Here is a 14,658-nt window from a genome sequence, read left to right on the forward strand (position 1 = left end):
TCTTGCCGTGTCCGCTTTTCAGTGAAGCCATTATTGCGAACTTGAGCGTTTGCCCATCGCTGGATAAGGGGTGAGAAAGAGGGGTATTTCGGCTGATGGAGACACGCGGCGAGTCGCAGGCGCGCGCGTTTCGCCGGAAAAAGATTCCGCTTTGCCCGTTTCCTCGCGCGTGCGCGAGGGCGTAAGCTTTAGGGCGATTCGCATCCCGGCCACGCCGGATAATCAAAGGAGACTTCTTCGCATGACGTCCGCTGTCCCTTCCTCACAGGATCAAACCACCGGCGCGCGACTCCTCGTCGATGCGCTCGTCGAACACGGCGTCGAGCGCGTGTTCTGCGTGCCCGGCGAGAGCTTTCTCGCGGTGCTCGATTCCCTGCACGACGAGACTTCGAAGATCCAGACGATCGTCTGCCGCCACGAGGCGGCCGCCGCGAACATGGCCGAGGCAGTCGGCAAGCTGACGGGCAAGCCGGGCGTGGCGATCGTGACGCGCGGGCCGGGCGCGACGCACGCGTCGATCGGCGTGCACACCGCGTTTCAGGATTCGACGCCGATGATCCTGCTCATCGGCCAATGCGCGCGGGATCACATGGATCGCGAGGCGTTTCAGGAAATCGACTATCGGCGGATGTTTGGGCAGATGGCGAAATGGGTCGCGCAGATCGACGATCCGCGCCGCGTGCCCGAATACATGAGCCACGCGTTTCACACGGCGATGTCGGGCCGTCCCGGTCCGGTCGTGCTCGCGCTGCCGGAAGACATGCTCACCGAAACGATCGCTGCTGTGCCGGCCGCGCCGCGTTATCAGCGCGTGGCGGCGTCGCCGTCGGCGGCGCAGATTGAGCGCCTGCGCGAGTTGCTGGCGAACGCGAAGAAGCCGTTCGTGATCGCGGGCGGCAGCGGCTGGACCGAGGCGGCGACGCAGGACTTCGCGCGCTTCGTCGAGCAGTGGAAGCTGCCGGTGGGCTGCGCGTTCCGTTATCAGGACACGCTGTCGAACGAGCATCCGAACTATGCGGGCGATGTCGGCCTGGGCGTCAATCCGGCGCTCGCCGCGCGCGTGCGCGATGCCGACGTGCTGTTCGTGCTCGGCCCGCGCATGGGCGAATCGACGACGGGCGGCTACACGCTGCTCGATATCCCGAAGACGAAGCAGACGCTCATCCACGTGCATCAGGGCGCGGAGGAACTCGGGCGCGTGTATAGCGCGGACTTGCCGATCGTCTCGGGCATGCCGGAAATCGCGTCGATGCTCGCCGCGCTGCCGGCGCCAGCCGATATCGCGTGGCAAGGCGAGGCGGAAGCGGCGCACGCGGCGTATCTCGACTGGCGCAAGCCGCGCCCGATGCTCGGCGACGTCCAGCTCGGCGAAATCATGCGTCAGCTCGCCGAGACGATTCCCGCCGATTCGATCCTCACGAACGGCGCGGGCAATTACGCGACGTGGCTGCATCGGCACTATTCGTATCGGCATTTCCGGTCGCAATGCGCGCCGACGAGCGGAGCGATGGGCTACGGCGTGCCCGCCGCGATCGCCGCGAAGTCGCTGTATCCGGACCGCACGGTGATCGCGTTCGCGGGCGACGGCTGCTTCATGATGTCGAGTAACGAAATCGCCACGGCGATGCAATATGAACTGCCGGTGATTTTCATCGTCGTGAACAACGCGCAATACGGCACGATCCGCATGCATCAGGAGCGGCATTATCCGAATCGCGTGCATGGAACGGGACTCACGAATCCCGATTTCGTCGCGTACGCACGCGCGTTCGGCGCGCATGGCGAGCGAGTCGAAACGACGGATCAGTTTCTGCCCGCGTTCGAGCGCGCGCGCAATTCCGGTTTGCCGGCGGTGATCGAGATTCGCATTCCGCCGGATCAGAGCACGCCGGGCGCGACACTCGAACAAATTCGCCAGCAAGTCGGGCGTTGACGGACAAACTTTCAATATGCTTGCGACGCGCTTCCGGTGGCAGTAGAGTGGCCAGTTCGAAACCACCGGGAGTTAGCGATGCTTAAGGTTCTGGCTTTGTCGTTGGCGTTGGGTTTTTCGGGTGCGGCGTTCGCGAAGGCGGACTGCACGGCGCATCCGAAGAGCGAATGGATGAAGGAATCGGACGCCAAGGCGCAGTTGGAGGCGCAGGGCTACAAGATCCGCAAGTTCAAGGTCGACGGCAATTGCTACGAGATCTACGGCCACGATAAAGACGGCAAGAAGGTCGAGATCTATTACGACACGAAGACGCTGGCCGTGGTGAAGTCCGAAGTCGAATGACGCTCGCGCCGTGAAAGTCTGGGACGGCTTCGTCCGGCTCACGCATTGGGCCGTCGCGGGCATCGTCGTGTGGAATCTGTTCGGACCGACGGATTCCGCGCATCGGCTGCTCGGGTATGTCGCGGCGGGGCTGGTTGTCGCGCGTATCGTGTGGGGCTTCGCCGGGTCGCGTCAGGCGCGCTTCTCGGCGTGGTGGCCGACGCGCTCGCATCTCATCGAGTATCTACGCTCGGTTGCGAACGGCAAGCCGATGCATCACGTTTCGCACAATCCGCTCGGCGGGTTGATGGCGCTCTTTCTGTGGTTCCTGATTCTGGCGCTCGCCGTCTCGGGATGGATCATGCGGCTCGATGCGTTCTGGGGCGAAGACTGGCCGCAGGAGATTCACACGTGGCTTTCCGTCGCTGTCGAGGTGTGCGTGTGCGTGCATGTCGGCGCGGCCGTGCTGATGAGCGTGTGGACGCGGGAGAATCTTATTCGGGCGATGGTCACGGGAAACAAAAAAGCCCCGTGACGCAAATCACGAGGCTTCCTCTCGATTCAGAGCAAAAAGCGCTTACTTTCCGCCCACGCTCTGCAGCGTCGTCCACTTCCCGCCGACGACCTTATACAGCGTGATCCCGCCGTTCTTCAGATCGCCCTTCGAGTCGTACGACAGGTGCTTCGCCGTCACGCCCTGCATGTCGGTCTTCGCGAGGAACGGCAGGTACTTCGCCGGGTCCGTCGAGTTGGCCGCCTTCATCGCGTGGAACATGGCCATCGCGCCGTCGTAGGCGTACGGCGAGTACGTCTGCACGTCTTCGTTGAAGCGCTTCTTGTACTTCGCCGAGTAGTCGGCGCCGCCCGGCATTTCGTCCATCGGCAGGCCGGCGAGCGATGCCACCGTGCCGTCCGACGCGTCGCCCGCGATCTTCAGGAACGTGTCCGTCTTCACCATTTCGCCTGCCATCAGCGGCGCGCGGAAGCCGAGCGTCTTCATCTGCTTGACCATCGGGCCGGCTTGCGAATCTGCGCCGCCGTAATACACGAGGTCCGGATTCGTCGACTTGATCTTCGTCAGAATCGCCTTGAAGTCGACAGCCTTGTCGTTCGTGAATTCACGGTCGACGATCGTGCCGCCCGCAGCCTTCGCCGCCTTCTCGAACTGGTCGGCAAGACCTTGGCCGTAGGCCGTGCGGTCATCGACGATCGCGATCTTCTTGACCTTCAGGTTCTTCACCGCGAACTCGCCCGCGACCGAACCCTGCTGCGTGTCCGACGTCATCATGCGGAAGGCCGTCTTGAAGCCTTGCGTCGTGTACTCGGGCGCCGTCGCCATCGCGATTTCGGGGATGCCCGCGTTCGCGTAGATGCGCGATGCCGGGATCGTCGTCCCCGAGTTGAAGTGGCCGAGCATGCCCTTGATGCCGTCGTCGACGAGGCGCTGCGCCACCGTCGTGCCCGTGCGCGGGTCCGCCTGGTCGTCGGCCGAACTCAGCACGATGCGCACCGGCTTGCCGCCGATCACCGGCTTCGTGGCGTTGAAGTCTTCGACGGCGAGCGTGATGCCGTTTTCCATGTCCTTGCCGTAGTGCGCCTGCGCACCGGTCAGCGGGCCGGCGTAGCCAACCTTCACGTCTTCCGTCTGTTGTGCGACCGCGGTCCCCGCGAACAGGCCGGCGAGCGTCATGGCTGCTGCCAGCTTGGTCATCGTGTGCTTCATAGCTTCTCCTGGTTCCAGTGTGGATGGCAGCTTGTGCCGGGATCGCCGTGCCTGCTGCCGATTGTTTGAATTCGTTTGAATTCGTTTGAATCGAGCGCTCGAGGGGTGTCTCAACCGATCGTCATCAAATTCGCATTGCCGCCCGCCGCCGCCGTGTTCACGCTCACCGAGCGTTCTGTCAGCAGACGTTCGAGCGCATAGTCTTCGCCGTCGTGGCCAGCGTCGGCGAACGCTCCCGCAGCCACGCCCTGCACCGATACGATCGGCCCCGGACGCTTCGCGACTTCCTTCACGAGCGACAGCAGTTCATCGCTGTCGCCTTCGAACAGAACGGCGTCGAAATCTTCCGCCGCTTTCCTGACCATCGCATACGGCTTGAGCGACGCAGGCAGCGACGCCGCCAGCTGCTCGCCCGCCGATCCGGCGAACAACGCGCGGTTGCCCGTCGCCAGCACGGCGGCGAGTTGCGCACGCGCGCCGCTCTCCGTCGCCGCCACGCACAGCACCGTGCCGCGCGCGCCGAGCGTGTACGTGTTGCGCTCGCCGGTCGGGCCGTTCAGCACCGCGGTCGCGCCCGCCATCACGTGTTGCAGGTAACCGTCGCAGCGCGCGGCCGTCTGCGGATCGCGCTCGCCGAGCGCCCAGTCGCGCAACGCGGTGAGCGCGGCGGCGGGCGCATCCTTCGACGCAGCCTGATCGACGACGAGCGTGCTCGCGAGCGATTTCGGCAGACCGGTCGGACGTTTCGCGAGCAGGCGTTGCAGATACAAAGCGCCGCCCGCCTTCGGACCGGTTCCCGACAAGCCTTCGCCGCCGAACGGCTGCACGCCGACCACGGCGCCGATCACGTTGCGGTTCACATAAATGTTGCCCACATGCGCCCGCGAGATCACATGCGCGATGGTTTCGTCGATACGCGTATGGATGCCGAGCGTGAGGCCGTAACCCGTCGAGCGAATTTGGTCGAGGAGTTTATCAAGATTGGAACGGCGGTAACGCACCACATGCAGCACCGGGCCGAACACTTCGCGCTTGAGTTCGTCGATGCTGTCCAGCTCGATCAACGTCGGCGGCACGAACGTGCCTTGCGCGCAGTTGTCGGGCAGCGGCAGTTGCGTAACGTTGCGGCCTTTGTCGCGCATCCCGGCGATGTGCGCATCGATGCCGCGTTTCGCGTCGGCGTCGATCACGGGGCCGACGTCCGTCGACAGACGATCCGGATTGCCGACCGCGAGCTGGTTCATCGCGCCCGTCAGCATTTCGAGCGTGCGATCCGCGACGTCGTCCTGCAGGCACAGCACGCGCAGCGCCGAGCAGCGCTGGCCGGCCGAATCGAACGACGATTGCAGCACGTCCGCGACCACTTGCTCCGCGAGCGCCGACGAATCGACGATCATCGCGTTCTGGCCGCCGGTTTCGGCGATCAGCGGAATCGGACGGCCATCCGGATCGAGGCGCTCGGACAGCGTCTTGTTGATGAGGCGCGCGACTTCCGTCGAGCCGGTGAACATGACGGCACGCGTGCGCGGATCGGCGACGAGCGCCGCGCCGACCGTTTCGCCATTGCCCGGCAGCAGTTGCACCGCGCCCGCCGGCACGCCGGCTTCGCGCAGGATGCGCACGGCTTGCGCGGCGATCAGCGGCGTTTGCTCCGCGGGCTTCGCGAGCACCGGATTGCCGGCGGCGAGCGCGGCGGCGACCTGGCCCATGAAGATCGCGAGCGGGAAGTTCCACGGGCTGATGCACACGACCGGACCGAGCGGCCGATGCGTATCGTTCGAAAACTCGGCACGAATCTGCGACGCGTAGTAGCGCAGGAAATCGATCGCCTCGCGAATCTCCGCGATGGCGTTCGGCAGCGACTTGCCCGCTTCGCGCACGACGAGGCCCATCAGCGTGTGCATCTGCGCTTCGAGCAGGTCGGCGGCGCGCGCGAGGCAATCGGCGCGGTCGTCGACGGGCGTCGCCTGCCAGATCGGCGCGGCGGCGACCGCGTTGGCGATCGCGGCGCTGACCTGTTCCGGCGACGCTTCGACCACGGTTCCGACGAGATCGCGCAGATCCGACGGATTGCGCACATCGCGTGCGACGCCGTTGCCGATATCGCCGCCTTCGAGCATCGGTTCCGCGCGCCACGGATGATGCGCGCTCGCCAGCAACGCCGACGACAGCGACGCCAGCCGATGCTCGTTCGAGAGATCGAGGCCCATCGAATTGGAGCGCTCGTCGCCATAAAGCTGGCGCGGCAACGGAATCTTCGCGTGCGGCGCGCCGAGCGGCGTGATCGCCTGCGCTTCGTCGATCGGATCGCGCACGAGTTCCTTGACCGGAAACGATTCATCGGCGATGCGGTTCACGAACGACGTATTCGCGCCGTTTTCCAGCAGACGGCGCACGAGATACGCGAGCAGCGTTTCATGCGTGCCGACCGGCGCATACACGCGGCACGGACGATTCAGCTTGTCGCGGCCAGTGACTTCTTCGTAGAGCGGCTCGCCCATGCCGTGCAGGCACTGGAACTCGTACTGGCCGGGATAGTAGTTCTGTCCCGCGAGGTGATAGATCGCGGACAGCGTGAACGCGTTGTGCGTCGCGAATTGCGGATAGACGGCATCCGGCGCGCCGAGCAGCTTCTTCGCGCACGCGAGATACGAGATGTCCGTATAAATCTTGCGCGTGTAGACCGGATAACCTTCGAGGCCATCGACCTGCGCGCGCTTGATTTCCGTGTCCCAGTACGCGCCCTTCACGAGACGGATCATCAAGCGATGACGGCTGCGGCGCGCGAGATCGATCAGATAATCGATCACGAACGGGCAGCGCTTCTGATACCCCTGCACCACGAAGCCGATGCCGTTCCAGCCCGCGAGTTCCGGATCGAAACAGAGCGCTTCGAGCAGATCGAGCGAAATTTCGAGGCGATCCGCCTCTTCCGCGTCGATGTTCAGGCCGATGTCATAACGGCGCGCCAGTTGCGCGAGCGACCGCACGCGCGGCAGCAGCTCGTTCATCGTGCGTTCCTGCTGCGAGCGCGAGTAACGCGGATGCAGCGCGGACAGCTTGATCGAAATGCCCGGGCCTTCGTAGATGCCGCGCCCGCCCGCCGCCTTGCCGATCGCATGAATCGCCTGCTCGTAGGACGCGTAGTAGCGCTGCGCGTCTTCTTCCGTCGTCGCGGCTTCGCCGAGCATGTCGTAGGAGTAGCGGAACCCGCGCGCTTCGTACTTGCGGCTGTTCGCGAGCGCTTCGGAGATGGTCTCGCCGGTCACGAACTGCTCGCCCATCAGGCGCATCGCCATGTCGACGCCCTTGCGGATCAGCGGCTCGCCGCCGCGGCCGATCAAACGCGTCAGCGCCGACGAGAGGCCCGCTTCGCTGTTCGTCGTCACGAGCTTGCCGGTGATCATCAGGCCCCACGTCGCCGCGTTCACGAACAGCGACGGCGCCTGGCCCATATGCGATTTCCAGTCACCCTTGCTGATCTTGTCGCGGATCAGCGCGTCGCGCGTGGCGCGGTCGGGAATGCGCAGCAGCGCTTCGGCGAGGCACATCAGCGCCACGCCTTCCTGGCTCGACAGCGAGAATTCGTGGATCAATCCTTCGACGCCGCCGCCCGAGCTTTTCGCGCGCAACGCTTCGACGAGCTTCGTCGCGAGCTTTTCCGTTTCAGCCGACACGTTCGACGGCAGCCGCGCCTGACCGATCAGGAACGGCACGCACTCCGGCTCCGGCCGGCGATACGCCGCCGTGATCGCCGCGCGCAGCACGGATTGCGGCTGCACGTTCTGCGCGAAATCGAGGAAGGGATGCGGCGCACCGTCTTCATCGCCATCGACGGAAGGGGCATCGGCCATTTCCGACGCGCCGTTCGCGCCCGACAGCTCGGGCGGAAGCTGGCCATGCTCGATGCGCTCCAGATAGGCGAAGATCGCCTGCTTGATCAGCCAGTGGGGAGTGCGTTCGAGACGCGTCGCGGCATCTTTGAGCCGTGAACGCAGCAAATCGTCGACTTTGACGCCTAGGGTTGTGCTCGCCATATTTCCTTCGTTTGCCGGTCATGCCCACCCGGCCAGAGACCTGAAAAGTTGGCGAATCGTACCCCGCTGATTTAAAAGGTGCAACCGAGATTTTCGCTAGGGTTGCACCACAATGAAACCCTTATGCCATAAGGCTTTCAGCGGTGCACCGGCGGACGGCGGCTGGCGGTTGCGGCCTAGTAGTTTCCCTAACCCGGAAATTTTTGGGATAGCCCCTAAGTTATTCCTCGGGCGCCGCCGATATAAACGTCATGCGTCGCACACGGCGCAGCGTTCGCGGTCTCGGGGAGAGCAACGGCATGAGCACTTGGATGGTGGTAACCAGCGTTTGGGCGATGTTGGCGCTTTGCGCCGTGCTGTTCGTGCGGGGCGCATCATTGCGCCATCGCCGGATGGAGGATTTTTACGGCGAACGCGACGCCGACGGCAATCATACGTCGAGCGGATCGACCTCGACGTTCCAGCGCAGCACGCCCTTGAGCGAGCGCAGCACCGGCTGCCACGCGCGCAGCGACGCCTGAAGCGCGGCGCGCGACGCGCTTTCCAGCAGCAGTTGCGCCCGGTGCACATTGAACACTTTGACGATGGTGAGCGGCACCGCGTCGTAGACCGTCACGCGGTCCGCGCCGGGCAGCGACGCGAACGCCGCCGCCGCGTCGCCCAAAAACGTGAGCGCGGCTTCGAGCGTGCGGCCCTCGGCGCGCAGCATCGCCTGATAGACGAACGGCGGAAGGCGCGCGTCGCGCCGCTCGGCGAGCGTCGAATTCGCGAAACCCACGTAGTCTTGCCGCGATAGCGCCTGATACAGCGCGTGGCGCGGATAGCGCGTCTGGATCATCACTTCGCCAGGCAATCCGGCCCGTCCCGCACGTCCGCTCACCTGCGTCAGTTGCGCGAACAGCCGCTCGCTCGCCCGGAAGTCGTGGGAAAAGAGCGCAGTGTCGGCATTCAGCACGCCGACGAGCGTCACGCGCCGGAAGTCGTGGCCTTTCGCGATCATCTGCGTGCCGACGAGAATGTCGACTTCGCCCGCGTGGACATCGGAGAACAGCGCCTGCGCGCTGCCCTTGCGACGCGTGCTGTCGGCATCGATACGCAGGACGCGCGCGCCCGGCACCACGCTCGCGAGTGTTTCCTCGACGCGTTGCGTGCCGCGGCCCATCGGCGCGATATCGATGTTGCCGCAATCCGGACACGACTTCGGAATGCGCGACTCCCATCCGCAGTGATGGCAGCGCAGCGCGCGCTCCGGCTTATGTAGCACGGCATAGGCGCTGCAACGCGGGCAGCCCGCGACCCAGCCGCAGGCGTCGCAGGACAGAATCGGCGCATAGCCGCGCCGGTTCAGGAACACGAGACTCTGCTCGCCCCGCTCGACGCGCGTTTTCAGCGCGGCGATCAGCGGTCCCGCGAGACCATCGACCGAGGCGCGCCCGCGCCGTCGTTCCTCTTCCAGATCGATGAGACGGACGCTCGGCAGCGCGGCTTCCGCGACCGCGCGGCGCGTGAGCGTCAGCCGGGTGTAGCGGCCCTGCTCCGCCTGCCACCACGTTTCGAGCGACGGCGTCGCGGACCCGAGCACCACGGGAATATCCAGTTGCTTGGCACGATAAACCGCCAGATCGCGCGCGGAATAGCGCAAGCCTTCCTGCTGCTTGTAGGCGGGATCGTGTTCTTCATCGACGACGATCATTGCGAGCTTCGGCATCGATGCGAGTATCGCGAGACGCGTGCCGAGCACGATGCGGGCGCTGCCCGTGTGCGCCGCGAGCCAGTGACGCGCGCGCTCGCCTTCGGCGAGGCCGCTGTGCAATGTGACGATGGAGCCGTCCGCGAGCGCCGAGAAACGCGCGCGGAATGCCGCCTCGAACTGCGGCGTCAGGTTGATTTCGGGCACGAGGATGAGCGCTTGCGCGTCCGGACGGGCGGCGAGCAACGCGGCGAGCGCGTGCAGATAGACTTCGGTCTTGCCGCTGCCGGTCACGCCGTGAAGCAGGAACGGGGCGAATCCTTGAGCGTTGGCAATGCCATCGACGGCGTCGCGTTGTTCGTCGGTCAGGAGCGGCAGCGGCGCGGCGCCGGTCGGGAGCATGAGCGCGAGCACATCCGGCTCGACGATGTCCGCCGTCACCGTTTCGATCCAGCCGCGCGCGAGCCAGTCATCGAACGTCGTGCTTGCTTTGGGATGCAGCGCGCGGGCATCGGACAGGGCGAGCGACGGCTGTTCCGCGAGGGCATCGGCGAGACGGCGCAGGGCGCTCGCGCGTGCGGGCAGAGCGTCGGGCAGTTGCGCGCGCCCTTCGGCCAGCATGCGGAAACGCGGTTCGACAGCGAACAGCCGAGTCCAGCGAGACGCGTCGCGCAGCGCCTGAGGCAGCGCCGGCAGCGCGACTTCGCCGAGACCACGCTGATAGTAGTCGGCGGCGAAAGCGGTCAGCGCGATCCAGTTCTCGGACAGCGGCGGACAGCCGTCGCAAATCAACGTGACGCTGCGCAATTTGCCTTCAGGCACGTCGCTTGAATGAGCGATTTCGCAGATCAGCCCGACGACTTCGCGTCGCCCGAACGGAACCTGCACCAACATGCCGATGGCGGGCGCGTCCGGCAGCGCATAGCGGTAGTCGAACAGCACGGACAAGGGCTGATCGACCGCGACGCGCACGAAAAGACCGGTCACCGTACGTGGCCCCGCGTACAAGGGCTCGACACAGCGACGCGCCCGACCCGTCCGAAGTTAAAGTGAAACATCAGAATCGTCTGTAAACCGCCGATTAGTTTTGGATTTCCGATGCTTTCCACAGGCCTGTGGATAACTTTGTTGAGAAGTGCGTTCGTGGTCGGCGCAAACAATGTCACGAATCCCTTATGTGCGCTAGCCCACATTTCGGGCAAAGCTCTCGAAAATCCTTAAAAATCATTGACTTGAAGCACATATAGCGACACTTTATGGGTTGCCGGAGGCCATACGTCTGATGGCGCGCCGCAACGAACAAATTGTGCATAAGTTCAGTCTTGACATCGGGGGACGCCGCGCGAGCCGGTCGATTCAGACAGAATGCTCCAGCCGCTGACTATTTTCCCCGGCAGACCAAGTGTGCGCTGCAGCATTCGTCCGAAAATCGACTTTCGGACGCGATTTACTGCGCAGTCCCGCTGGCGCGCATCGCACGGCTGTGGCGATGAACCTCGTCGACGAGTTCCGCAACGTTCTCCGGCGGCGTGAATTGCGAGATGCCGTGGCCGAGGTTGAACACGTGGCCCGGAAAATTTCCGAAGCTGTCGAGCACGGCGCGGGCTTCGGTGCGAATCGATGCGGGCGGCGCGAACAGCACGCTCGGATCGATGTTCCCTTGCAGCGCCACACGCGATCCGACCTTCTCCCGCGCGCGGCCCAGATTCATGGTCCAGTCGAGACCGACGGCATCGACGCCCGTCGCGGCGATTTCCTCGATCCACAGTCCGCCGCCTTTGGTGAACGTGATGACCGGCACGCGCTGGCCGTCGTGCTCGCGCTTCAGTCCTGCGACCACTTTCGCGATGTATTCGAGCGAAAAGCGCTGATACGCGCCGTCGGCGAGTGCGCCGCCCCACGTGTCGAAGATCATGACGGCCTGCGCGCCCGCTTCGATCTGCGCGTTCAGATACGCGGTCACGGCTTGCGCGTTCACATCGAGGATGCGATGCATCAAATCCGGGCGCGAATACGCCATCGACTTGACCGTCCGATGATCGTCCGAGCCGCCGCCTTCGACCATGTAGCACGCGAGCGTCCACGGACTGCCCGAAAAGCCGATCAGCGGCACTTTCTGGCGGCCCTGCGCGTCGGTGAGCGCGCGGCGGATCTGGCTCACGGCGTCGGTGACATAGGAGAGCGTCGCGCCGATGTCGGGCACGGCGAGCCGCTTCACGTCGTCTTCGGTGCGCACCGTGCGCTCGAAGCGCGGACCTTCGCCCTGCACGAAGTTCAGGCCGAGACCCATCGCGTCAGGGACGGTGAGGATGTCGGAGAAAAGAATCGCGGCGTCGAGCGGAAAGCGTTCGAGCGGCTGAAGCGTCACTTCGGTGGCGTAATCCGGATTCTTCGCGAGGCCGAGAAAACTGCCCGCCCGGGCGCGCGTTGCGTTGTATTCCGGCAGATAGCGCCCCGCCTGACGCATCAGCCAGATCGGCGTGTAGTCGGTCGGCTGGCGCAGGAGCGCACGCAGGAAGGTGTCGTTCAGAAGAGTGTGTGCCACGTCGCTCGATGCTTAAGGCGGAGAATCATCCATTCTACCGGAGCGCCCGAAAGTTTACGCCGGCTGAGTCCGGCAATACGGGATGACTCATGCCGCGCGGCCTATGTCGTTTGGCCGGGTTTCAGACAGCCGGAGGCGTCGTTATGATCGATGTGCTTACACAACTAGAACCAGGAGAATCGATGCAACGCACGTCTGTCAGTCTCGCCGCCTCCGCTCTTGTGATGTCGCTCGCAGTGGCGAACGTCGCGCACGCTCAAACGATTCAGGCCGGCACTGTCGCCGGTGCGAAGCCCGCTGCGCCCGCGCCCGTGGCGGCGCCGTCTCACCTCGACGACATCCTCGCGCGCCACACGTTGCGCGTCTGCACGACGGGCGACTACAAGCCGTATTCGTTCCTGCGCACGGACGGGCAGTTCGAGGGCATCGACATCGATCTCGCGGACAGTCTCGCGAAGTCGCTCGGCGCGAAGGCCGAGTACGTGAAAACGTCGTGGTCGAACCTGATGAACGATTTCATCGCCAAATGCGACATTGCCGTGGGCGGCGTCTCAACCACGCTCGAACGGCAGAAGCGCGCGTTCTTCACCGCGCCGTACATGGAAGACGGCAAAACGCCGATCGTCCGTTGCGACGATGTGGACAAGTATCAGACCGTCGCGCAGATCGACCAGCCGAACGTGCGCACGATCGTGAATCCCGGCGGCACCAACGAGCGCTTCGCGAAGCAGTTCTTTCCGCATTCGCAGCTGATCGAGTACCCGGACAACGTGACGATCTTCAAGCAGATCCTAGACGGCAAAGCCGACGTGATGGTCACGGACGCCTCCGAAACGCTGCTTCAGCAAAAGCTCAATCCCGGCTTGTGTTCTGTGCATCCCGACAAGCCGTTTCAGTTCGGCGAGAAGGCGTATCTGCTGCCGCGCGGCGACGTGCCGTTCCAGCAGTACGTCGACCAGTGGCTGCATCTCGCCCGTTCGTCGGGCGAGTTTCAGGCCGTGTATGACAAGTGGCTGAAGTAGGCAACGCTCAACGCGCCGCGCGCAACAGTTCGCCGGTACGCTCGCCGATTGTGCGCAGCCAGCCGAGCGCCGCGTCCGATTGCGCATGCATGCGTCCGAAGCCGTGCGTCATGTCGCGTGCATCGATCATCTCGACGCGCCCGCCGTTCGCCTCCAGGAAGCGTTTGAGTTCGATGGCGTCGTCGTAGAGCGGATCGTAGGCCGCCGCGACGACGATCGCGGGCGCGGGCGTGCGTTCGAACGGCTCGGAGAGCGGGAACGCGCGCACGTCGTGCTCAAGCGGGGTTTCGCCCGACAGGAACTGCGTCCAGTACCACTTCATCTCTTCGTTCGTGAGTCCCGGACCGTTGGCATTGGCGATGCAACTGGGACTCTCGAACTGGCGCCGCATCACCGGATAGAGCAGCACCTGCAAGCCGACGATACCCGCCACGCGCTCGTTCGCGCCGCGCGCCGCGACGACCGCCAGATGCGCGCCCGCACTGTCGCCGCCGACGGCGAGACGGTCGGTCGCGAAGCCCATCCGCGAGCGATGCTCCGCCAGCCAGATCACGGCATCGAGCGCGTCGTCACAGGGCGCGGGAAACGGATGCTCGGGCGCGAGCCGGTAATCGACGCTCGCCACCGCGCATTGCGAATCCCGCGCGAGCCGCGCGACGAGGCCATCGTGCGTCTCGAGATCGCCGACCACCCAGCCGCCGCCGTGAAAATACACGATCAGCGGCAGCGGGGCGCGCGCCGCTTTCGGCTTGTAGATGCGCGCACCGAGCGTGCGGCCGTCCAGTTTGATCTGGACGTTCTCGGCCGTCACGGCTTCGTCGCGTTCTTTGGCGTAGGCTTGAGCGACCTTGCTGAAGCGCTCGCGGACCGCTTGTGCATCGGCACCGGGTGGCAGGGCCGGGAAAGTGTCGTCGACAGCGCGGTAGTAACGGAGCAAGGCTGCGTCAATGGTCATGCAAGTCTCCATAGTGTTTTCAGGTCGATATTTTGGATGCGCCGGACCCTGCGCATCGATTTCATGCGGCCGCGCGTTCGATTTTCGCTAAAAATTAGATTAAATGCACCAAGCCGAAAATCGGCATTTGTCTTTCAAGACATGCCAATTCGATAAATGATTCGGATAAAAGACAATATATCGGTGAAAATCAGGAGAATCGCGCTGGAAAATTTCCCCTGAGCCTTACGGGGCGCGGGTTACAACCTGAAACACTTTGTTACGGCGACCCGGAATCAATTCGCCCACAATCTGTTCAAACGGTTTCAACACGGATGTATTGGGCTGCGTCGTGCGTAAGCCGCGCGATCCAATGGCAGGCTGTGGCCGGAGCTCTCATTTTTGGGGCATCGGTGTTGGGGTCGTTATTCGAATGAAAGGCGTTCGAAACAT

The 14,658-nt window shown here is 64.3% G+C and carries 9 protein-coding genes; 4 read left to right on the plus strand and 5 right to left on the minus strand.

Features of this window, described 5'->3' with window-relative positions; all coding sequences use genetic code 11:
- Positions 1-241: 241 nt before the first annotated feature.
- The 3 genes from AWB76_RS02630 (at position 242) to AWB76_RS02640 (ending at position 2,789) form a co-directional block, all read left to right on the plus strand.
- Positions 242-1,933: a thiamine pyrophosphate-binding protein gene (locus AWB76_RS02630; RefSeq protein WP_061158587.1), complete on the plus strand. Its 1,692-nt coding sequence runs from the start codon at positions 242-244 to the stop codon at positions 1,931-1,933.
- Between the two features lie 78 nt (positions 1,934-2,011).
- Positions 2,012-2,275 carry a PepSY domain-containing protein gene (locus AWB76_RS02635; RefSeq protein ID WP_061158588.1) on the plus strand — a complete coding sequence of 88 codons (264 nt, stop codon included), beginning with the start codon at positions 2,012-2,014 and terminating at the stop codon, positions 2,273-2,275.
- Positions 2,276-2,285: 10 nt separating this feature from the next.
- Positions 2,286-2,789, plus strand: a complete 504-nt coding sequence (locus tag AWB76_RS02640; RefSeq protein ID WP_061158589.1) for a cytochrome b/b6 domain-containing protein — start codon at positions 2,286-2,288, stop codon at positions 2,787-2,789.
- A gap of 42 nt (positions 2,790-2,831) precedes the next feature.
- Here AWB76_RS02640 and AWB76_RS02645 read toward each other — a convergent pair whose 3' ends face one another.
- The 4 genes from AWB76_RS02645 to hemE all read right to left on the minus strand — a co-directional run bounded on the left by AWB76_RS02645 (position 2,832) and on the right by hemE (position 12,249).
- On the minus strand, positions 2,832-3,977 hold the full coding sequence (locus tag AWB76_RS02645; RefSeq protein ID WP_061158590.1) for a branched-chain amino acid ABC transporter substrate-binding protein: 1,146 nt from the start codon (positions 3,975-3,977) through the stop codon (positions 2,832-2,834).
- A gap of 110 nt (positions 3,978-4,087) precedes the next feature.
- Complete coding sequence (putA, locus tag AWB76_RS02650; protein ID WP_061158591.1) at positions 4,088-8,014, minus strand: trifunctional transcriptional regulator/proline dehydrogenase/L-glutamate gamma-semialdehyde dehydrogenase; 3,927 nt, start codon at positions 8,012-8,014, stop codon at positions 4,088-4,090.
- Between the two features lie 430 nt (positions 8,015-8,444).
- Positions 8,445-10,691: a primosomal protein N' gene (locus AWB76_RS02655; protein ID WP_061158592.1), complete on the minus strand. Its 2,247-nt coding sequence runs from the start codon at positions 10,689-10,691 to the stop codon at positions 8,445-8,447.
- Between the two features lie 460 nt (positions 10,692-11,151).
- On the minus strand, positions 11,152-12,249 hold the full coding sequence (gene hemE / locus AWB76_RS02660; protein WP_061158593.1) for a uroporphyrinogen decarboxylase: 1,098 nt from the start codon (positions 12,247-12,249) through the stop codon (positions 11,152-11,154).
- 182 nt (positions 12,250-12,431) lie between these two features.
- On the opposite strand from hemE, the gene AWB76_RS02665 reads away from it, so the two are divergent.
- Entirely contained in the window at positions 12,432-13,271 is an 840-nt protein-coding gene (locus AWB76_RS02665; RefSeq protein ID WP_061158594.1) for a transporter substrate-binding domain-containing protein, read from the plus strand.
- A 7-nt stretch (positions 13,272-13,278) separates the two neighbouring features.
- Here the strand turns inward: AWB76_RS02665 and AWB76_RS02670 are convergent, their stop codons facing one another.
- Positions 13,279-14,226 carry an alpha/beta hydrolase gene (locus AWB76_RS02670; RefSeq protein WP_061158595.1) on the minus strand — a complete coding sequence of 316 codons (948 nt, stop codon included), beginning with the start codon at positions 14,224-14,226 and terminating at the stop codon, positions 13,279-13,281.
- Between the last annotated feature and the right edge of the window lie 432 nt (positions 14,227-14,658).

Origin of the sequence: Caballeronia temeraria (assembly GCF_001544795.2) — a bacterium.
GTDB lineage: Bacteria > Pseudomonadota > Gammaproteobacteria > Burkholderiales > Burkholderiaceae > Caballeronia > Caballeronia temeraria.

Excerpts from the sequence above, each read along its gene's own strand:
- AWB76_RS02665 (WP_061158594.1), top strand. The coding sequence starts at position 12,432 with ATGCAACGCACGTCTGTCAGTCTCGCCGCCTCCGCTCTTGTGATGTCG.
- putA (WP_061158591.1), bottom strand. The coding sequence starts at position 8,014 with ATGGCGAGCACAACCCTAGGCGTCAAAGTCGACGATTTGCTGCGTTCA.
- AWB76_RS02635 (WP_061158588.1), top strand. The coding sequence starts at position 2,012 with ATGCTTAAGGTTCTGGCTTTGTCGTTGGCGTTGGGTTTTTCGGGTGCG.
- AWB76_RS02645 (WP_061158590.1), bottom strand. The coding sequence starts at position 3,977 with ATGAAGCACACGATGACCAAGCTGGCAGCAGCCATGACGCTCGCCGGC.
- AWB76_RS02630 (WP_061158587.1), top strand. The coding sequence starts at position 242 with ATGACGTCCGCTGTCCCTTCCTCACAGGATCAAACCACCGGCGCGCGA.
- AWB76_RS02670 (WP_061158595.1), bottom strand. The coding sequence starts at position 14,226 with ATGACCATTGACGCAGCCTTGCTCCGTTACTACCGCGCTGTCGACGAC.